This window comes from Janibacter zhangyanbonis (genome assembly GCF_050507325.1).
GTDB lineage: Bacteria > Actinomycetota > Actinomycetes > Actinomycetales > Dermatophilaceae > Janibacter.
Genome location: NZ_CP191481.1, coordinates 1,786,853 through 1,806,280 on the forward strand (window position 1 = coordinate 1,786,853; position 19,428 = coordinate 1,806,280).

At 71.8% G+C, this 19,428-nt stretch carries 22 protein-coding genes; 6 read left to right on the forward strand and 16 right to left on the reverse strand.

Annotation, left to right across the window (positions count from 1 at the left end; all coding sequences use genetic code 11):
* Positions 1-4: 4 nt before the first annotated feature.
* From ACQBJO_RS08705 to ACQBJO_RS08725, 5 genes are all read right to left on the reverse strand, one after another.
* Positions 5-910, reverse strand: a complete 906-nt coding sequence (locus ACQBJO_RS08705; RefSeq protein WP_255183424.1) for a diacylglycerol kinase family protein — start codon at positions 908-910, stop codon at positions 5-7.
* 10 nt (positions 911-920) lie between these two features.
* On the reverse strand, positions 921-1,778 hold the full coding sequence (tatC, locus tag ACQBJO_RS08710; protein ID WP_255183425.1) for a twin-arginine translocase subunit TatC: 858 nt from the start codon (positions 1,776-1,778) through the stop codon (positions 921-923).
* 26 nt (positions 1,779-1,804) lie between these two features.
* The gene (tatA, locus tag ACQBJO_RS08715) at positions 1,805-2,050 is read right to left on the reverse strand and encodes a Sec-independent protein translocase subunit TatA (RefSeq protein ID WP_421008300.1); all 246 of its coding nucleotides are present in this window, start codon (positions 2,048-2,050) and stop codon (positions 1,805-1,807) included.
* Positions 2,051-2,138: 88 nt separating this feature from the next.
* Positions 2,139-3,101: a helix-turn-helix transcriptional regulator gene (locus ACQBJO_RS08720; protein WP_421008301.1), complete on the reverse strand. Its 963-nt coding sequence runs from the start codon at positions 3,099-3,101 to the stop codon at positions 2,139-2,141.
* The gene (locus ACQBJO_RS08725; RefSeq protein WP_421008302.1) at positions 3,098-4,087 is read right to left on the reverse strand and encodes a helix-turn-helix transcriptional regulator; all 990 of its coding nucleotides are present in this window, start codon (positions 4,085-4,087) and stop codon (positions 3,098-3,100) included. The genes ACQBJO_RS08720 and ACQBJO_RS08725 overlap by 4 nt, the downstream gene beginning before the upstream one ends.
* A 38-nt stretch (positions 4,088-4,125) precedes the next feature.
* Between ACQBJO_RS08725 and ACQBJO_RS08730 the strand changes: the two genes are divergently transcribed.
* Entirely contained in the window at positions 4,126-5,247 is a 1,122-nt protein-coding gene (locus tag ACQBJO_RS08730; RefSeq protein WP_421008303.1) for a DUF3866 family protein, read from the forward strand.
* Between the two features lie 43 nt (positions 5,248-5,290).
* Here ACQBJO_RS08730 and ACQBJO_RS08735 read toward each other — a convergent pair whose 3' ends face one another.
* From ACQBJO_RS08735 to ACQBJO_RS08770, 8 genes are all read right to left on the reverse strand, one after another.
* Positions 5,291-5,677 (reverse strand): FKBP-type peptidyl-prolyl cis-trans isomerase, encoded by a 387-nt coding sequence (locus ACQBJO_RS08735; RefSeq protein WP_255183430.1) that lies wholly within the window; start codon positions 5,675-5,677, stop codon positions 5,291-5,293.
* Positions 5,678-5,720: 43 nt separating this feature from the next.
* Positions 5,721-6,764: an FKBP-type peptidyl-prolyl cis-trans isomerase gene (locus ACQBJO_RS08740; RefSeq protein ID WP_421008304.1), complete on the reverse strand. Its 1,044-nt coding sequence runs from the start codon at positions 6,762-6,764 to the stop codon at positions 5,721-5,723.
* A gap of 91 nt (positions 6,765-6,855) precedes the next feature.
* Positions 6,856-8,244, reverse strand: coding sequence for a Pup--protein ligase (gene pafA, locus ACQBJO_RS08745; RefSeq protein WP_421008305.1), 1,389 nt, complete (start codon positions 8,242-8,244; stop codon positions 6,856-6,858).
* Between the two features lie 9 nt (positions 8,245-8,253).
* Complete coding sequence (prcA, locus tag ACQBJO_RS08750; protein ID WP_421008306.1) at positions 8,254-8,940, reverse strand: proteasome subunit alpha; 687 nt, start codon at positions 8,938-8,940, stop codon at positions 8,254-8,256.
* Positions 8,937-9,767 (reverse strand): proteasome subunit beta, encoded by an 831-nt coding sequence (gene prcB / locus ACQBJO_RS08755; RefSeq protein WP_255183434.1) that lies wholly within the window; start codon positions 9,765-9,767, stop codon positions 8,937-8,939. The genes prcA and prcB overlap by 4 nt, the downstream gene beginning before the upstream one ends.
* Positions 9,764-9,961 (reverse strand): ubiquitin-like protein Pup, encoded by a 198-nt coding sequence (locus ACQBJO_RS08760; RefSeq protein ID WP_255183435.1) that lies wholly within the window; start codon positions 9,959-9,961, stop codon positions 9,764-9,766. The genes prcB and ACQBJO_RS08760 overlap by 4 nt, the downstream gene beginning before the upstream one ends.
* Positions 9,962-9,996: 35 nt before the next feature.
* A complete protein-coding gene (dop, locus tag ACQBJO_RS08765; protein ID WP_421008307.1) occupies positions 9,997-11,493 on the reverse strand; it encodes a depupylase/deamidase Dop in 1,497 nt (498 codons plus the stop codon).
* A 9-nt stretch (positions 11,494-11,502) separates the two neighbouring features.
* Positions 11,503-12,111, reverse strand: coding sequence for a GNAT family N-acetyltransferase (locus ACQBJO_RS08770; RefSeq protein ID WP_255183437.1), 609 nt, complete (start codon positions 12,109-12,111; stop codon positions 11,503-11,505).
* 63 nt (positions 12,112-12,174) lie between these two features.
* On the opposite strand from ACQBJO_RS08770, the gene ACQBJO_RS08775 reads away from it, so the two are divergent.
* The 5 genes from ACQBJO_RS08775 to ACQBJO_RS08795 are packed head-to-tail and all read left to right on the forward strand — an operon-like array spanning position 12,175 to position 15,478.
* Entirely contained in the window at positions 12,175-13,143 is a 969-nt protein-coding gene (locus ACQBJO_RS08775; protein ID WP_421008308.1) for an alpha/beta hydrolase, read from the forward strand.
* Entirely contained in the window at positions 13,140-14,144 is a 1,005-nt protein-coding gene (locus ACQBJO_RS08780) for an alpha/beta hydrolase (protein WP_421008309.1), read from the forward strand. The genes ACQBJO_RS08775 and ACQBJO_RS08780 overlap by 4 nt, the downstream gene beginning before the upstream one ends.
* Positions 14,137-14,739: a DUF3054 domain-containing protein gene (locus tag ACQBJO_RS08785; RefSeq protein ID WP_421008310.1), complete on the forward strand. Its 603-nt coding sequence runs from the start codon at positions 14,137-14,139 to the stop codon at positions 14,737-14,739. The genes ACQBJO_RS08780 and ACQBJO_RS08785 overlap by 8 nt, the downstream gene beginning before the upstream one ends.
* A 9-nt stretch (positions 14,740-14,748) precedes the next feature.
* Positions 14,749-15,102, forward strand: a complete 354-nt coding sequence (locus ACQBJO_RS08790; RefSeq protein WP_421008311.1) for a hypothetical protein — start codon at positions 14,749-14,751, stop codon at positions 15,100-15,102.
* A 10-nt stretch (positions 15,103-15,112) separates the two neighbouring features.
* On the forward strand, positions 15,113-15,478 hold the full coding sequence (locus ACQBJO_RS08795; RefSeq protein WP_421008312.1) for a hypothetical protein: 366 nt from the start codon (positions 15,113-15,115) through the stop codon (positions 15,476-15,478).
* Positions 15,479-15,509: 31 nt separating this feature from the next.
* On the opposite strand, the gene arc is transcribed toward ACQBJO_RS08795, so the two are convergent.
* Genes arc through ACQBJO_RS08810 form a run of 3 tightly spaced genes read right to left on the reverse strand, consistent with a single transcriptional unit; the run spans position 15,510 to position 19,357 of the window.
* The gene (gene arc, locus ACQBJO_RS08800; protein WP_068315979.1) at positions 15,510-17,168 is read right to left on the reverse strand and encodes a proteasome ATPase; all 1,659 of its coding nucleotides are present in this window, start codon (positions 17,166-17,168) and stop codon (positions 15,510-15,512) included.
* Between the two features lie 54 nt (positions 17,169-17,222).
* Positions 17,223-18,239 (reverse strand): tRNA (adenine-N1)-methyltransferase, encoded by a 1,017-nt coding sequence (locus tag ACQBJO_RS08805; RefSeq protein WP_255183444.1) that lies wholly within the window; start codon positions 18,237-18,239, stop codon positions 17,223-17,225.
* 11 nt (positions 18,240-18,250) lie between these two features.
* Entirely contained in the window at positions 18,251-19,357 is a 1,107-nt protein-coding gene (locus ACQBJO_RS08810) for a site-2 protease family protein (RefSeq protein WP_421008313.1), read from the reverse strand.
* Positions 19,358-19,428 lie beyond the last annotated feature (71 nt).

Consider the following 19,428-nt stretch of genomic DNA (forward strand, 5'->3'; position numbering starts at 1 on the left):
CGGCTCAGCGCACGATCGACAGCGCGCCGCGGGCCGCCTCGACCGTGGCCGGAAGCGGCGCGACCCGCTCGCCGTCGGCATAGCTGACGATCCGCTCGGTCGCCACGGTGACCCGGGCGCCCCGGATGATCTCGACCGCCGGGTGCGTCGTGTGGGTGCCGGAGAAGACCTTGGGGAAGACCGTGAGGAAGGTCGGGACGGGGATCTCGTGGACGATGACGACGTCGAGCAGACCGTCGTCGACGTCGGCGGCCGGGGCGATCTTCATCCCGCCGCCGAAGGCGCGGCCGTTGGCGATGCACACGAGCATCCCGTCGACCTCGCGCTCGGCTCCGTCGATCGTCAGGTCGTAGTGGATCGCGCCGAAGACCGGGAGCTCGCGCAGGATCGCGAGGTTGTAGCGCTGCGGACCCCGGGGCCAGGACATGCGGTTGGCGCGCTCGTTGACCACGGCGTCGAAGCCGCAGGAGAGCACGCCGAGGTAGTCGCGGACCGGCTCGCCGTCGGGGCCGCTCACCCGCCCCAGGTCCATCTGTCGCACCGAGCCCTGGAGGATCCGCTGGACCGACGCCTCGACGTCCTGCACCGGCAGCCCGAGCTCGCGGGCGTTGTCGTTGCCGGTGCCGACCGCGACGATGCCGAGCGGGACGTCGGTGTCGGCGCAGATGTTGGCCCCGAGCCCGGCGGCCCCGTCGCCGCCGGCGACGACGAGCATGTCGATGTCACCCGTCGCCACGGCTCGGCGGGCCTTGGCCTCGGCCCGCGCGGCGTCGAGGCCGGTGAGATCGACGACCTCGCGTCCGCCGGCTTCGAGGAGGTCGGCCACACGGGTGCCGATCTGCTCCCCGCGGTGCTTGCCGGCGGTGGGGTTGACGAGCAGGCCGATGCGGTCGGCAGTCACACGGGTCATGGACCCGAGACTAGGTGAGCGGTGACGCCTCGTCGTCCGAGAGGTCCGACCAGTCGGGCTCCTCGCCCCGCTCGATCCGCCGCCTGTCGATCCAGAGGCAGATCGCGAGGGCGACGAAGTACAGGACGCACAGCGGCCCGGCGAGCAGGAACATCGTGAAGGGGTCCGGCGTCGGGGTGATGATCGCCGAGGCGATGAAGATCAGCAGGATCGCCATCCGCCAGGACTTCTTGAGGGTGCGGCCGGGCAGCACGCCGATGGCGCACAGCCCGACGAGGAAGACCGGCAGCAGCCACGCCAGGCCGAAGGCGAGGATGAATCGGGTGATGAAGGTGAAGTAGTCGCTCGCCTGCTGGATGTTGCTCGACTTGTCGTCGTCGGGGGTGAAGCCGAAGAGGATGAGCAACGCCTTGGGCAGCGTCTGGTAGGCGAAGAAGCAGCCGGCGAGGAAGAGCGGCAGGGCCGTCCCGAAGACGCCGAGCGACAGGCGCTTCTCGCGCTTGGTCAGTCCCGGGAGGATGAAGGCCCAGATCTGCCAGAGCCAGATGGGGCTGGAGATGATGACCCCGGTGAAGATCGACAGCCCGAGCTGGGTGGAGAAGGCCGACGTGGCATTGCCGAAGTTCAGCGTGACGACGCTGCCGGGGTTGGCCTTCTTGTACTCGGTGAAGGGCAGGGTCAGCTGCTCGTAGACACCGCCGTAGGTCCACGGCCCGACCTGCACGGGGTTGTAGATGATCCACCCGACGACCGCGCCCACGACGATCGCGGCGGCGGCCTTGATCAGCCGGTTGCGGAACTCGAGGAGGTGCTCCTTGAGCGGCATCCGCCCCTCGGGGTCCTTGGGCGTGCGGGGGCTACGGGCCATGCGTGCGGAGGGCGAAGGGAGGGTGCTCAGGCGACCGGGCCGGACTGGTTGTCCGTGCGCGGCTTGGCCTCGTCGATGACGGCATTGCCGTCGGTCGAGGTACCGGCCTCACGCGTGCGCTTGGCCTCCTCGCGCTGGCGGTCCTCTTCCTTCATCTCGTTGACCTCGGCCTTGAAGACCCGGGCCGACTTGCCGAGGCTACGGGCGGCATCCGGCAGCTTCTTGAAGCCGAAGAGGAGCAGGATGACGACCAGGATGAGGATGATTTCCATGGGACCCAGAGTGGGCATGGCAAGACCTTTCGGATGGCGACCAACAAGTTGCAGTGTATGCCCCGACCCTGAGGGGCGCTGACGCCCCTCAGGCGGGGTCGTAGGCGGCGAGGGCCTGCGTCGCGTGCCCCGTGACCGCGGTGCGCAGCGCCTCCGGCTCGACGACCTCGGCCGCGCCGCCCAGGCGCAGCACGAGTCGGCGCAGGAAGCCCTCGTTGCTCGTCGGCAGGGTGACGACGAGGTCTTCACCCGAGGTTTCCCGAGATGTCACCGGGTAGTACTCCGCGACCCAGTGGGCGGAGGGTGCCAGGCGCAGGGTGACGGGCAGGTCGCCCTCACCGCGCTGGTAGGCGCCGGCGCTCAGGTCCCGTCGCACGGCGTCCGCCGGGGGCTCGGACGGCACGTCGAGCACCTCGACGGCCTCGATCCGGTCGGTGCGGAAGAGGCGCACGTCCTCGGCCCGGTGGCACCACCCTTCGAGGTACCAGTGGCCCTCGACCCGGGCCAGCCGCATCGGGTCGACGTCGCGCTCTGTCCGCTCGTCCCGACTGGGCACGTGATAGGTCAGGTGCACCCGGCGACCGGCCGAGAGCGCGTCCTGCAGCACCGAGCGGGTGCGCCCGGCCTCGGTGTCGTCGTCGACGACCATGACCCGGTCGACGCCGGGGATCGCCCCGGCGACCTCCTCGAGCTTGGCCAGTGCCCGCTCGACGGCGCTCGACTCCCCCGCCTCGAGGGCCGACAGGGACCGCAACCCGACGATGAGGGAGATCGCCTCGTCGACGCTCAGGCGCAGCGGCCTGGCGATCGTGTCGGCATTGCTGACGAAGACCCGCCCGCCCTCGTAGCTGACCTCGATGAGCTCGTCGGTCATCGGGCCGTAGCCGCACATGAAGAGCAGGTCGAGGTCCTTCTTCAGCTGGTCCTCGGTGATGCCCAGCCCCTCGGCGGCCCGGGAGATCTCGATGCCCTGACGTCCGACGAGCCACGGGACCATCGTGAGCAGCCGCTCGACCCGGCTCGTCGCGGTCTCCACCTGCGGCCGGCTCATCGGCTGCTCCCTTCGTGCGTGGTGACGACGGCCCGCAGCCGGTCGACGACGGCCGTCCGCAGCTGCGCCGGCTCCTCGACGACGACGTCGCTGCCGTGGCTGACGACCTCGCTGACGAAGCCGTCGAGGTCGGAGTGGTCGAGCTCGACGCGGTCCCACTCGCCGTCGAGCGAGGTCACCGAGGTGGCCCGGCGGCGCAGGCCGTGGCCGGTGCCGACGCGCACCCGCAGCGCGACCGGCGAGGCCTGACCCGGGGCCGGGTCGGTGGCGGCGATCATCGAGACGGGGTCGAGGTCGTCAGGGACGGGCACGGTCGGTGCCTCCCCCGTCGACGTGACGGCCGAGGCGATCCGCGACAGCCGGAAGACCCGCGCCGCCTCGCGGTCGAGGTCGTGCCCAACGAGGTACCAGCGGCCGTGCCAGGCGGTGAGGTACCACGGCTCGACGTGGCGGGGTCGCGACCCGCCGGCGCCGGGCCGCGCGTAGTCGAAGCGGACGGGCGTGGACTGCAGCACGGCGTCCTTGAGCGGCTCGAAGGCCGGCTCGGTGCCGCCGAGCTGCGGCTCGAGACCGACGAAGGGGTCCTCCCCCACCTCGTCGTCGGCAGCGATCTTGCGCCAGGCCGTCGCGGCCGTGCCGGCCATCGTCGCGTGCGCCCACGCCCGGCTGGCGAGTCCGACCACGGCACGCTCGTCGGTGGTCAGCTCCACGGGGGCCAGGGCGTAGTCGCGCCGGTCGATGCGATATCCCTGCTCGTCCTCGAAGACCCCGATCTCCTCGGTGACGAGCGGGATCCCCATGGCCCGCAGGTCCTCCTTGTCGCGCTCGAACATCCGGTCGAAGGCCTCGTCGGACTCGACCGACCGGTAGGCCTCGACCATGCGCCGGATCCGCTGCTTGGGCAGGGGGATCCGGGTGCTGAGCAGGCTCATCGTGAGGTTGAGCAGGCGCTCGGTCTTGGCCGCGGGCGTGTTGGGTGCTGCCACATCGCTCCCTTCGTCGTCCTGAGGCTAACCTGCCGCACATGATCCACTGGCGCAGCGGCACGGTCCGCGAGATCGGCCGCGCCCGGCGTGGCGCGGTGCGCCTGGTCGTCGACGTCGACGGGGTCGCCACGCCCGCGCTCGCCCTGCCCGAGCTCGTGGGCACCCCCGAGGCCGGCGACACCGTCCTGCTCAACGTCTCCGCCCTGCGCCGTGGGCTGGGCACCGGTGGGCACGCCCTCGTCGTCGCCGACGCCAGCCGCCTCCCGGCGGACCCCGCCGACGGGCCCGGCCACATCGTCAAGGCGCGCTACACACCCCTGCAGCAGATGGTCCTCGCGCTCGAGGAGCAGGAGTCACCGCACCACGAGGCGATGCGCGAGCACCCGGCCGTCGCCGCCGGTGACCTCCAGGGGATGCCGGTCGTCGTCGCGGAGCTGCACTCCGCCCTGCCTGCGGTCCTCGCGGGGCTGCGCGCCGCCCGCCCGCAGGCGCGGGTCGGCTACGTCATGACCGACACGGCGGCGCTCCCCTTCGCCCAGTCGGACCTCGCCGCCGTCCTCGTCGACGCCGGGTGGCTCGACACGACCATCTCGGCGGGGCAGGCCTTCGGCGCGGAGCACGAGGCGATCACCGTCCACTCCGCGCTGCTCGCCGCGCGGCACGTCCTCGGCTGCGACGTCGTCGTCGTCGCGCAGGGGCCGGGCAATGCCGGCTCGTCGACGACCTGGGGGTGGTCGGGCCTGGCGACCGGCGACGTCCTCAACGCCGTGCACGTGCTGCGGGGCCGCGCCATCGCCGTGCCCCGGGTGTCCGCGAGCGACGCCAGGGAGCGGCACCTCGGGCTCTCGCACCACACGACGACCGTCCTGTCGCGCGTGCTGCTCGGCAGCGCCGACGTCGTCGTGCCCGACGACGCGACCGACCCGTGGCCGCGCGTCCGCGAGCAGGTCGAGGCCGCGGTCGGGGCCTCGGCCGGGTCACCCCGGGTCGTCCCGCTCGCGACCACGGACGTCACCGACGACCTCGCGACGAGCCCGGTGACCCTCTCGACGATGGGCCGGTCCGTCGCGGCCGACCCCACCCCCTTCGTCACGGCCGCCCTCGCCGGCCGCCACGCCGCCGCCCTGCTCCACGACGACCAAAACCCTGCAGGACCCTAGGGTCCTGCAGGGTTATGGGAGCCTGCTGCGGGCGAAGGGGGCGTCAGCCGACCTTGACGAGGTCGACGACGAAGATCAGGGTCTCGCCGCCCTTGATCGCGGCGCCGGCGCCGCGGTCGCCGTAGCCGAGGTGCGGCGGGATGACGATCTTGCGACGGCCACCCTCCTTCATGCCGAGCAGGCCCTGGTCCCAGCCCTGGATGACCTGGCCGATGCCGGCGGTGAAGGCGAGCGGGGCGCCACGGTTCCACGAGGCGTCGAACTCCTCGCCCGTGGAGAAGGCGACACCGACGTAGTGCGCCTGGATCGGGGACCCGGCGGTCACCTCGGCGCCGTCGCCGACGGTGATGTCCTCGACGACGAGCTCGGTGGGGGCGTCGCCCTCGGGGAAGTCGATCTCGGGCTTGGTGGTGCTGGGGTCGAAGGGCATGTGGGGCTCCTTGTCGTGGGTGGCGGGGATCAGGGGGTGGAGATCAGGGTGCGCCGAGGACGTCGACGGTGAAGACGAGCGTGGAGTTGGCCTTGATCGGGCCCTGGGCCTGCGAGCCGTAGGCCTCCTTCGGCGGGGCGACGATGAGGAGGCGGTCGCCGACCTTGGCGCCCTCGACGGCCTTGTCCCAGGCGGGGATGACCTGCTGGCCACCGACCGGGAAGGAGAAGGGCCCGCGGCCGTCCTTGAGCGAGGAGTCGAAGACCTTGCCGTCGTCCCAGGTGACGCCGGTGTAGCTGACGTAGACCGTGTCGCCCTCCTTGATCGTCTTGCCCTTGCCCTCGATGAGGGTCTCGGTGACGAGCTTCTTCGGCTTCGTCGCGCCCTTGGGGATGGTGATGTCGGCGGGCTTGCCGTCGTTGTACTTCACCTCCGGCATGTCCTTGCCGAGCGTCTTCTGCTTGCCCTCGACCTTTTCGGGCAGCTGTCCGCGCACGTCGTAGACGAGCACGAGGCTGTCCTTGCCGTCGACGCCGTACTCGGGCATGCCCTTGGAGCCGAAGAGGTCCTTGGGCGGCATGACGGCGACGCCGCTGCTGCCGATCTTCTGGTCCTTGATCGCCTTGATCAGGCCGGGCAGGGCCTGGGCATTGCCCAGGTCGAGGACGATCGGCGAGCTCGTGTAGGTCTCGGAGCCCTCGATGGCCTTGCCGTCCTTGCCGGAGAACATCGCGAGGTCGACCTCGGCGTAGGCGTCGTCGGCGAGGTCCTCGCCCTTGCCCTCGGTGCGGATGTCGCGCGTGGTCTCCGAGACCTTGACCGGCGAGTCGTCGAGCTTGATCGACGGGCCCTTCTTGCCCTTCGCCTCGGTGACCGCGATGGCCTCGACGGCCTTGGCATCAGCCGGCTTGGGCTCGGCGAGGGTGACGTCCTTGGCGTCCTTCGCGTCGTCGCCGGAGGCCTTGGACGAGGACTTCGACGCGTCGCTCTTGGCGTCACCGCCGGAGTCGCCTCCGCAGGCGCTCAGGGCGAGGACGGCGGCGGCGGACGCCGCGAGGGCAGTGGTCAGGCGGGCGGCCTTCGGCACGATCTACCTCAATGCTTCGGGGACAACGATCGGGCTCACCCTAACCACGCTCCCTGTGCGCTCGCTGACCCGACCGCACCCCGCGTGGCGCTCAGGGCCGCGCGGGGGTACCGCGCGAGGTCAGCAGGTCGATCAGCGTGTCGACCCGCGCGTCGACCGCGGCGAAGGGGTCCTTGCACAGGACGGTGCGCTGGGCCTCGTCGTTGATCTTCAGGTGGACCCAGTCGACCGTCACGTCGCGTCCGTGCTCCCGGGCAGTCCGCACGAAGTCGCCACGCAGCTTCGCCCGGGTCGTCTGGGGCGGCAGGTCGACCGCACGCGCGATGTCGTCGTCGGAGACGACGCGAGCGACCTTGCCCGCGCGCTGCAGCACGTGGTGGATCCCCCGGTCGGGGTCGATGTCGTGGTAGGCGAGGTCGATCTGGGCGAGCCGCGGGTCGGCGATGTCCAGACCGTGCTTGGCGGCGTAGGCGTCGAGCAGGCGGTACTTGATGACCCAGTCGATCTCGGTGCCGACCTGCGCCAGGTCGTCGCTCTCGACGGCGGCGAGGGTGCGCTCCCAGAGGTCGAGCACCTGCAGGCTCACCGGGTCGTCGATGCCCTCGCGCTGCGCGTAGTCCTGCGCCCGGGCGAGGTACTCGCCCTGGATCTCGAGGGCGCTCATCCGTCGGCCGTCGGCGAGCTTGACCGGGGTGCGACCGTGGCGGTCGAGGCTGATGTCGCGGATCGCCCGGATCGGGTTGTCGAGGGTCATGTCCGGCAGCGCGACGCCGTCCTCGAGCATGCGCAGCACGAGGTGCGCCGAGCCCACCTTGAGCAGCGTCGTCGTCTCGGTCATCGTCGAGTCGCCGACGATGACGTGCATCCGCCGGTAGTGCTCGGCGTCGGCATGGGGTTCGTCGCGGGTGTTGATGATCGGGCGCGAGCGGGTCGTCGCGGACGAGACGCCCTCCCAGATGTGGTCGGCGCGCTGGCTGACGGAGAACTGCGTCGTCCGCCCCGTCGACATGAGCTTGCCCGTGCCGGCGATGAGCTGCCGGGTGATGAGGAAGGGCAGCAGCCCGTCGGTCACCGCGGCGAAGTTGGACGTGCGGGCCACGAGGAAGTTCTCGTGGCAGCCGTAGGAGCTGCCGGCCGAGTCGACGTTGTTCTTGAAGACGAAGATCTCACCGGCCACGCCGTCCTCGCGCAGCCGCCCCTGGGCGTCGACGACGAGGTCCTGGACGATCCGCTCCCCCGCCCGGTCGTGGGCGATGAGGGTCAGCAGGTCGTCGCACTCGGCGGTCGCATACTCGGGGTGGCTGCCGACGTCGAGGTAGAGCCGGGAGCCGTTGGGCAGGAAGACATTGCTCGAGCGGCCCCACGTGACCACCTTGCGGAAGAGGTAGCGCGCCACTTCGTCGGGCGTCAGCCGTCGCTGGCCGTCGGAGACGGCCGTGATGCCGAACTCGGTCTCGATCCCGAAGATGCGTCGCTCCACGTCTGCAGGCTAGCTCTCGTCGCGAAGGGGGGCGCTCACCCGGCGGAAGCAGCGTCGCGACCGGCCGCGCTCCAGCACGGCGATCTCGAGCCCCTCGGGGGCGACCGGGTCGCCCCCTTCGTCCCGCAGCGACAGCACGTCACGGGCGAGGTCGAAGGCGTCGTGCAGGTCCATGCCCGGCACCCAGCGGGAGCCGAGCTCGTCGTTGAGCCGGTCGCTGTCGCCGCCGATGGCCACCCAGCCGCGCTCGTCGGTGACGGAGCCGTCGTAGGTCAGCCGGTAGATGCGGTCGTCGGCGAGCAGCCGCCCGACCTCGGCGACGACGATCTCGACCTCGTAGGGCTTCTGGTCCTGGGTGAAGACGGTGCCGAGCGTCTGGGCGTAGGCATTGGCGAGCGCCCGTGCGGTGACGTCGGATCGGTCGTAGGAGTAGCCGCGCAGGTCGGCGTAGCGGATGCCGGCGACCCGCAGGTTCTCGAACTCGTTGTACTTGCCGACGGCCGCGAAGGCGATGCGGTCGTAGATCTCGCTGATCTTGTTGAGCGAGCGGCTGGCCGGGTTGTCGGCGACGAGGAGGATGCCCTCGTCGTAGCCGAGCACGCAGACCGAGCGGCCGCGGGCAATGCCGGCCCGGGCGAAGTCGGCCCGGTCGGCCATGACCTGCTCGGGCGAGACGTAGAAGGGGGGTTGGCTCATCGGGTGCCTGCCTCACCACGGCGGTCGGCGAGGATCGCCTCGACGAGTCGCTCGCTGTCCGCCTCGTCGACGAAGGTCACGCCGGCGGCGTCGGCGACGCCGACGACCGGCCAGATGCGGCGGTGGACGTCGGGCCCGCCCGTCGCGGAGTCGTCGTCGGCCGCGTCGTAGAGGGCTTCGAGGGCGACGCGCACGGCGGCCTCACGGTCGAGGCCCGGGCGCCACAACTTCTTGAGCGCACCCCGGGCGAAGAGCGAGCCGGAGCCGACGCTGTGGTGCTCCTGCTCCTCGTAGCAGCCACCGGTGACGTCGTAGGAGAAGATCCGCCCCTGCCCCCGGCCGGGGTCGAAGCCACCGAGGACGGGCACGACCGACAGGCCCTGCATGGCCAGGCCGAGGTTGCCACGCAGCATCGCGGCGAGCCGGTTGGCCTTGCCCTCGAGGGACATGACGACGCCCTCGATCTTTTCGTAGTGCTCGAGCTCGACCTGGAAGAGGCGCACCATCTCGATCGCCACGCCTGCCGCTCCGGCGATGCCGACGAGCGAGTGCTCGTCGGCGGCGAAGACCTTGCGCATGTCGCGGTTGGCGATGAGGCTGCCGAGCGTGGCGCGACGGTCCCCCGCCATGACGAGGCCGTCGGCGCAGGTCAGGGTGACGATCGTCGTCGCGTGGGGCGTCTCGATCGGGTGGCCTCCGACCGGCCCCGCGGCCCGGCCACCGGGCAGCAGCTGCGGGTCGTGCCGGGCCACGAACTCCGTGAAGGACGACCCGCCGGCCGCGAGGAAGGCGGCGGGCAGGCGGCCCTGCGCGGGGTCGCGGCTCACTGGCCGCCCTTCTGCACGAAGCCCTTGACGAACTCCTCGGCGTTGGACTCCAGGACGCCGTCGATCTCGTCGAGCACGGAGTCGATGTCCTCGTCCCGCGCCGCGTTGGTCGCGCTCACCTGGCCGAATCCGTCATCGGGCTGGGCGTCGTCGCCCCCACCGCTGGACCGGGGTCGGATCTGCTCCTGCGCCATCGTGTGCTCCTGTCGCGTCGGGTCGTGCTCCGAGCCTATGCCCCGAGACCCGCCACGAGGTCGTCGACGTCACCCCTCGACACGAGCTCCTCGACGGCGTCGCGGCCGTGGGCGAGCGGGTCGGTGAGCGGGATCCGCGCGATGCGGCCCGCGCGGGGCATCCGCAGCACGAGGGAGTCCCACGACGCGGACACCACCGCGTCGCCGAAGTGCTCGACGACGCGCCCACGCAGCCAGGCGCGGGTGTCGGCGGGCGGCTCCGCCACCGCGGCGCGCACCTCCTCGTCGGTCGTCAGGCGGGTGATCCGCCCGGCCGCCTCGAGCTTGTGGAAGATGCCCTTGTCCTGCCGCACGTCGGACCACTGGAAGTCGATGGCGCTCAGTCGGGCATCGCCCCAGTCCATCCCGTCGCGCTCGCGGTAGCGCTGCAGCAGAGCGAGCTTCGCGACCCAGTCGATGTCGCGGGCGGCGTCCATCGGGTCGCCGGCCAGCAGCCCGACGAGTCGCTCCCAGTGGTGCAGGACCTCGTCGGTGACCGGGTCGCTCCCTTCGCGCTCCACGAAGGACGTCGCCATCTCGAGGTACTCCGTGAGGATCTGCACCGCCGTGAGCTCCCGACCGTCGCGCAGGGGCACGGTGGCCCGGCAGGTCGGGTCGTGCGAGATCGTGCGCAGCGCCGTCACCGGGTGCAGCAGCGCGAGGTCGCGGTCGAGCGCACCGGCCTCGATGAGTCGCAGGACGAGGGAGGTCGACCCGACCTTGACGAGGTTGGCCACGTCCGCGTGGGTCGCGTCCCCGATGATCACGTGCAGCCGGCGCCACCGGTCGGGGTCGGCGTGGGGCTCGTCGCGGGTGTTGATGATCGGCCGCTTGAAGGTCGTCTCGAGACCGACCTCGGCCTCGAAGAAGTCGCTGCGGGAGGAGATCTGGTAGCCGGTGCGCTCGCTCTCCTGGCCGATGCCGACCCGGCCGGCACCGCACATGACCTGCCGGGCGACGAAGAAGGGCGTCAGCCCCGACACGATCCTGTCGAAGGGGACGGCCCGCTCCACGAGGTAGTTCTCGTGGGTGCCGTAGGACGCGCCCTTGCCGTCGGTGTTGTTCTTGTAGAGCGTGATCCCCGGCGGGGTGTCGGCGAGGCGCTCGACGACCTCGCGCATGACGAGCCCGCCCGCCCGATCCCACACGACGGCATCCCGCGGCGAGGTCACCTCGGGCGAGGAGTACTCGGGGTGGGCGTGGTCGACGTAGAGGCGAGCGCCGTTGGCCAGGACGACATTGGCCAGGGTCGGGTCCTCGGCATCGGTGAGCTGGGAGATGTCGGCCCGCGCCCGCGGCAGCTCGAAGCCGCGCGCGTCGACGAGCGGGTGCTCGTCGCTGTAGTCCCACGCGCCGTGCCCGGCCCGCAGCCCGTGCGCCCGCGCATAGGTCGTGACGACGACACCGGAGGCGGTCATGGGGTTGGCCCAGGGCTGCCCCGGCACCGCGATGCCGTACTCCGTCTCGATGCCCATGACCCGCCGCACGCTCATGGGCCCACCCTAGGTGCGGTCCCTCGCGAGCAGCCCGAAGACCCACGAGTCGGAGACGACACCGTCGACGACGCAGTCCTCCCGGAGCGTGCCCTCGTGGACGAAGCCCAGCTTGTGCAGGACCCGCCCGCAGGCGATGTTGCGCGTGTCCGCCATGGCCTGGACCCGGTTGAGGTCGAGGGCGTCGTAGGCCCAGTCGAGCAGGGCCGCCGCTGCCTCGGTCGCGTGGCCGTGCCCCCAGGACGTCTCCCCGAAGCACAGGGTCAGCTCCGCGCTGCGGAAGGTCGGGTCCCAGCTGCTCAGCCCGCACCACCCCAGGCGGGCACCGTCCGCCACCCTCTCCACCATCACCCGCGCACCGCTCCCTTCGGCCGCAGCCCTGCGGGACCGGTCGACGAACCCCTGGGCCCGCGACGGATCGCTCCACGGCGGCTCGTCCCAGTAGCGCAGGACGAAGGGGGAGGACATCAGCTCCCAGAGGAAGCCGGCGTCCTCGTCCTCCACCGGACGCAGCCGCAGCCGCTCGGTCAGCAGGGTCGGGGTCGCCAGCTCCATGACGGCCATGCTCGTGCAGCGGCCGGCGGTGCACCAGCGAGTTTCGACGTCGAGGACGGCCACCCCCGGTGGTCGAGGTGCGACGAAGGAGCCTCGAGAGCCAGTGGGCCGTGTTGGAATGAGCCCGTGACTTCGACGTGGATGCCGTGGCGGACGCGGGTGCTGGGGTGGCTGACCCGCAAGGGCGTGCCCGCCGAGGAGATGACGGCCGCCCAGCTGTCGCGGATGCGCGCCAACATCCCGATGCGCGCGCCGTACACGTGGTTCTTCGGCCGCCCCGAGCGCGACGTGACCTCGCAGACGCAGCGGATCACCGTCCGCGACGGCCACGAGATCAAGGTCCGGGTCCACCGCCCCGAGGCCGACGGGCCGCTCCCGCTGCTCATGCACTTCCACGGCGGGGGCTTCGTCCTCGGCCACATGGGTGTCTACGACCCGCTGTGCACGCAGATCGCCGCGCAGGCGCAGGTCGTCGTCGTGACCGTCGCCTACCGCATGGCCCCCGAGCACCGCGCTCCCCTGGCCGCCCACGACTGCCTCGACGCCACCCGCTGGGCCATCGAGCACGCGGCCGAGATCGGGGCACGCACCGATGCCGTCGGGGTCACGGGCGACTCGGCCGGCGGCAACCTCGCCGCCGTCGTGGCGCAGACGCTGCGCGACGAGGGCTTCGCCGGCCTGCGGCACCAAGCGCTCGTCTACCCCGCGCCGGACCTCTCCGACCGCGAGACCGAGGACCTCCAGCTGCTCACGCAGCGCTACCCCGTGCTCACGCCCGACATGCTGCGGTCCTTCCGCAGTCTCTACCTCGGCGAGGAGGGCGACGACCGCGACCCGATCGTCTCCCCCGCCTTCGGCGATCTCGCCGGCCTGCCGCCGGCGCTCGTGCAGACGGCGGAGGTCGACCCCCTTCGTCCTGACGGTGATGCCTACGCGCAGGCGTTGCGGGAGGCCGGGGTCGAGGTCCGCCACACGACCTACCGCGGGGCGCCGCACGGCTACCAGACCTTCCCGGGGCTGGCCCCGGCCGCCGCACCGGCCCTCGAAGAGCTCATCGGGGAGATCGCCCACCACCTGCACGAGGAGCACCCGTGAAGCGCCCCTACCCCGGCCTGCCGCCGCTCGTCGCGACCCTGACGACCTTCCTCGACAACATCGGTCGGGTCTCGATCGTCGACGCGACGCTCGAGGACATCCGGGCGGCCCGCGCCAAGGTCTACCCGACGTCCGCTCCCTTCTCGTGGATCACCGGGCGCGTCCCCGCGGACGTGACGATCGACGACGGCAGCGCACCGGTGCGCGATGGCGCGAGCATCCCCCTTCGCTGGTACACGCCGGCCGGACGAAGGGAGGACCGCCCCCTCCTCGTCTACCTCCACGGTGGTGGCTGGGTGCAGGGGTCGACCCGGATGTACGACCCGCTGTGCGCCCACCTGGCGGCCGAGCTCGACGCCGTCGTCGTGAGCGTCGACTACCGCATGGCGCCCGAGCACCGGGCCCCGACGGCGACCCACGATGCGATCGACGTCGTCCGGTGGCTCCACGAGCACGCCGACCACGGGGTCGACTACGACCGCATCGGCCTGTGCGGTGACTCCGCCGGCGGCAACCTGTCGGCGATCGTCGCCCAGCAGCTGCGCGACCTGCGGACGGCCACGGGCGAGCCGGTCATCCGCCACCAGGCACTGATCTACCCGGCCACCGACCTGACGATGGCCTCGCCCTCGATCCGCGAGCACTCCGAGGGGGCGATCCTCACCGAGGCCAAGATCATCGCCTTCCGCTCGCTCTACATCGGCGAGGCCGACGACGCGATCGACTACGCCGACCCGGTCGTCTCGCCTCTCTTCGGCGACGTCTCCGGGGTCGCCCCGGCGCTGGTGCAGACCGCCGACCTCGACCCGATCCGCGACGACGGACTCCGCTACGCCGACGCGCTACGAGCCGCCGGCGTCGAGGTGCGGGTCACCAACTACCTCGGGCTGCCGCACGGCTTCGCGAGCTTCCCCGGGGTGGCACGCAGCGGGGCGCAGGCACGCCACGAGCTCGTCACCGAGATCCGACGCCACCTCGTCGAGGGCGGTCGCGGTGCGTGAGCGCGACGAGGCCCTGGTGTCGCCCGGTCGGCGGACCGCCCTCGCGGCCGGTCTCGACGTGCTCGTCGTCGCGGTCTTCACTCTCATCGGCCGGCGTACCCACGCCGAGCCGCTCGACCCGGCCGGCTGGTGGGGCACCGCCTGGCCCTTCCTCGTCGGCCTGGCTCTCGGCTGGGCCGTGGTGGCCCTGTCGAGCCAGACCTGGCCGACCCGCTGGTGGCACGGCCTGACCGTCTGGATCGCCACGGTCTTCGGCGGGATGGCCCTGCGGGACATGGTCGGTCAGGGCACGGCCCTGCCCTTCGTCATCGTGGCCACGATCTTCCTCGGCGTCACGCTCGTCGGGTGGCGCCTGGTGCTGTGGTTCCTGGACCGTCGGCGCCCGGAGCCGACGAGCGACCCGCGCCGGGGACGTGGCCGCCCGCCGGTCGAGCACACCCGCGTGGGTGACCCGCTCGGCCTCGAGGACCTGCACGGTCCGTCCGACCGCACACGCGGCCGCGGCGTCGTCCCGCCCGGCGACCGGGACCGGGTCGCCGAGGAGCTGGACATCCGCCAGCCGCGCACGCCCGAGGACCCTCGGCCGCAGGACTAGTCTGACCTCATGGACACCACCACGAAGGGCTCTCGATGCCTCCGTGCCGCCGGGGCCTCGGCGGCCGTCGTGGCCTGGCTCTTCGTGACACCCGTCATCCTGCCCATCGTGGCGGCGCGGCTGCTGCCCCCCGAGATCGGCGGGGGGATCGGCTACCTCCTCCCGTACTTCCTGGTCGTGGCCGCTCCCTTCCTCGTGCCCGCGCTCGTCGTCGGGCTCGCGGTCGCGCTGGGCGGGGCGCATGCGCGAGCCCTGCCGGGGCGCAGCGCCTGCGCGCTGGGCAACGTGTCGAGCCTCGTCGGCGTCGCCACGGTGGCCGCGACCGTCACGCTCATGTGGCTCGCCGTGAGTCTGATCGCCTGACACGGCCGGCATGACCCCTCCCCCTGCGCCGCACCGCGGTCGCCGCGCGGTGGTGACTCTCGGCGTCTGGCTGCTGCTCGCCATCGCGTGCTGGGGCGTCGCCTGGGTCGTCGCACCCGACGCCAACGCCGGCGGTCAGTGCGAGGGGCTCGGCTTCGGGTGCACCCTCACGCCGAAGGACACGCTGGTCTTCGCCGCCTTCCTCGCGACACCGGTCGCCGTCGGGACGCTCCTGCTCGCAGTGCTCGTCGTCGTCGTCGCCGTGCAGCGGTCCTGGCTGCCGCGGCTCGGCGGCATCGCGCTCGGCACGCTCGCGGGCGCCTGCGGTCTCGCGCTCACATTGGGCATCGCCGCCGGACTCGTCGTCGTCCTGTGAACCCCGTGGACTGCGTCCGGGCGCGCTGCGCCTAGAGGTACTGCCCGGTGCGCGTGCCGGTGTCGATCGAGCGGCCCGGCTCCGCGGCACCGGACTTGCCGCCGATGAGCGTGCGGATGTAGACGATCCGCTCGCCCTTCTTGCCCGAGATGCGCGCCCAGTCGTCGGGGTTGGTCGTGTTGGGCAGGTCCTCGTTCTCCTTGAACTCCGCGATGCACGCGTCGAGCAGGTGGCCGACCCGCAGGCCCTCGGCGCCGGTCGTGATGAGGTCCTTGATCGCGGCCTTCTTGGCCCGGTCGACGATGTTCTGGATCATCGCGCCGGAGTTGAAGTCCTTGAAGTAGAGGATCTCCTTGTCGCCGCCCTGATAGGTCACCTCGAGGAACTGGTTGTCGTCGCTCTCGGCGTACATCCGCTCGACGACCGCCTCGATCATCCCCTCGACGGTGGCCTGCCGGTCGCCGTCGTGCTCCTCGAGGTCCTCGGGGTGCAGGGGCAGCTCCGCGGTGAGGTACTTGCTGAAGATGTCGCGGGCACCCTCGGCGTCCGGCCGCTCGATCTTGATCTTCACGTCGAGGCGCCCGGGACGCAGGATCGCCGGGTCGATCATGTCCTCGCGGTTGGTCGCGCCGATGACGATGACGTTGTCCAGGCCCTCGACACCGTCGATCTCCGCGAGCAGCTGCGGGACGATCGTCGTCTCGACGTCGGAGGAGACGCCGGAGCCACGGGTGCGGAAGAGGCTGTCCATCTCGTCGAAGAAGACGACAACGGGGGTGCCGTCGCTCGACTTCTCCCGAGCGCGGTGGAAGATCAGCCGGATGTGCCGCTCGGTCTCGCCGACGTACTTGTTGAGCAGCTCCGGGCCCTTGATGTTGAGGAAGTAGGCCGTCGCGCTGTCCTGCCCGGTCCGCTCGGCGACCTTGCGCGCCAGCGAGGCCGCGACCGCCTTGGCGATCATCGTCTTGCCGTTGCCGGGCGGGCCGTAGAGGAGCACGCCCTTGGGCGCCTTGAGCTGGTGGCGCTCGTAGAGCTCGGCGTGCAGGTAGGGCAGCTCGACGGCATCGCGGATCGCCTCGATCTGCGTGCTGAGGCCACCGATGTCGTCGTAGTCGAGGTCGGGCACCTCCTCGAGAACGAGGTCGGCGACCTCGGCCCGCGGGATCCGCTCGACGGCGATGTTGCTGCGCTGGTCGACGAGCACGGCGTCGCCGACGCGCACCTGCTTGCCGGTCACCCGGCCGCCGCTGCGCACGACCCGCTCCTCGTCCTGGCGCATGAGCACGAGGAGGCGGTCGTCGTCGAGGACCTCCTTGACGACGACGACCTCGCCGGCGACGTCCTCGGGGTGCACCGACACGATGTTCATCGCCTCGTTGAGCCGCACCTCACGACCCACCCCGAGCTCACCGGTCTCGACCGCCGGCGAGACGGCGACGTGCATCTTGCGGCCGCCGGAGAGGACGTCGGCGGTCCCGTCGTCGTTGACGTCGACGACCACGGCATAGGACGAAGGGGGCTGGGCCAGCCGCTCGATCTCCTCCCGGAGGGTGACGATCTGCTGCCGGGCGTCCTTGAGCGTGCGCACGAGGCGCTCGTTCTGCGAGGCGACGGTCGCCATCTGCGACTTCTGCTGGGTCAGCTTGTCCTGCAGGGCCCGCACGTCCTGGGGCGTGGGCTCGGTCGTCATCGTCGTGCTCCCTTCGGGCCGGGGTGTCGGCTGCCTCCAGTCTCCCCCTTCGCCCTATCGCGGCGTCGGGGGGACCACGCCTCGGGCGAGCTTGCGCATCTTCTTCTCCGACGCGACCCGCTCCCCGAGGGCCTCGGAGGTCCACTCGGCGTCGTCGGCGCCCGGTGGCACCTCGGCCGGAGCCGTGCTCTCGTCGCCCTCCTGGGCGGCGTAGCCCTTGCCCGGGCGACGCTTGCGCATCGGCGGGGTGACGCCAGGGGCGAGCCGGCGGGTCGTGATGAGGAATCCGGTGTGCCCGTGCATGCGGTGCTGCGGGCGCACGGCGAGACCCTCGAGGTGCCAGCCGCGCACGAGCGACTCCCACGCCTCGGGCTCGGTGAAGGTGCCGAAGTCGCGCATCGCCTCGGCGACCTTGCTCAGCTGGGTGGCCGTGGCGACGTAGCAGATGAGCACACCACCGGGCGCGAGCGCCTCGGCGACGACCTCGAGGCACTCCCACGGGGCGAGCATGTCGAGGACGACCCGGTCGACGGTGCCGGGCTCGACCGCCCCGGGCAGCGACTCGACGAGGTCGCCGACGGACACGGTCCACGCCGGGTGGTCCTCGCCGAAGAAGGCGCGGGCATTCGCCGTCGCGATCTCGGCGAAGTCGGCGCGGCGCTCGAAGGACAGGACCCGACCGGTGTCGCCGACCGCGCGCAGGAGCGACATCGACAGGGCACCGGAGCCGACTCCGGCCTCGACGACCGTGGCGCCCGGGAAGACGTCGGCCATCGCCACGATCTGGCCCGCGTCCTTGGGGTAGACGACGGCGGCGCCGCGCGGCATCGACATGACGTAGTCGGAGAGCAGCGGCCGCAGCACGAGGTACTCGGTGCCGGCCGTGTTGGTGATCGTCGACCCGTCGGGGGCGCCGATGAGGTCGTCGTGCTTGACGTGCCCTCGGTGGGTGTGGAACTGCTTGCCCGGCGTCAGGGTGATCGTGTGCATCCGCCCCTTGGGGTCGGTCAGCTGCACGCGGTCACCCTCACGGAAGGGGCCGCGACGGTAGGCGGATCCGGTGGCGGTCATGGTGGGCGAGTCTAGTTGCGCGCCAGGGCTGCGTTGACCCGCTCGACTCGCACGATGCCCCGCAGCACTCCCCCTTCGCTCACCGCGACGATCCGCGAACGCGACTCCTGGAAGCCACGGACGAGGTCGGTGGCCTCGTGGCCGGGCGTCAGCTCGACGGCCCACCCCTGCGGGGCGCGGGCCACGACGGCGGAGACGGGGGTCGTGCCCACCGCGGTCGGCGGGACGGCCCGCAGGGCGTCGTGGTCCACGAGACCGACGGGGCTGCCGTCGGCCGCCACGACCACCGGCAGGGCGCGAAGGGAGGTCAGCTCCGCCACGGGCGCGTCGAGCCCGATGGGCGCCGCCGGCTCGACGAGGCTCGGCACGTCGAGCCGGCCGAGCTGGCCCATCGCCCGACCGTGGGCGATGGCCGAGGAGGCGCCCGACCACAGGAAGGCGGCGATGAACATCGTCCAGACCATCGTCGACAGCTGGGGCTGCTGGCCACGCAGCAGCGGCAGGACCACGACCCCCACGACGATGGCGACGACGAGGACCCGGCCGAGGACGCCGGCGGCCACCCGGGCCCGGCCCTGGTCTCCCGTCACGCCCCAGACGAGGGACTCGACGACCTGACCGCCGTCGAGCGGGAGGCCGGGCAGCATGTTGAGCACCGCGAGCGCACCGTTGACGAAGGCGATGCCGCCGAGCACCGAGGCGACGAGACCGTCGCCGAGCGCCGCGGCCAGCAGGAAGCAGACGATGCCGAGGAGCGCATTGGTCAGCGGACCGACGATCGCGATGGCCGCCATCGTCGCCGGCGTGCCGCGCGTCGCCTCGAAGGTCGTGTGCCCGCCCCAGAGGTCGGCGACGACCCGGTGCACGGTGTGGCCGAAGGTGCGGGCTGTCACCGCGTGCGCCGCCTCGTGGGCGAGGACGCTCAGCAGGAGGGCCAGGGCGTAGACGGCGGCGACGCCGTAGCCCACAGCGGGGCCGTGCACGCGGGCGGCCGAGGGGCCGATGAGCAGGAGGATCAGCCCGCCCATGAGGAGCCAGGACCAGCCGAGGAAGACCGGCACGCCGCCGATCGTCGCCAGGCGGATGCCGCGGGGAGTGTCGTCGAGGGGCGCCGCCATGGACACGACCCTAGGCGAGGCGGGTGAATGGGGATAATGAGTGGTCCACCGCCCCCTGTGCACAAGGATCG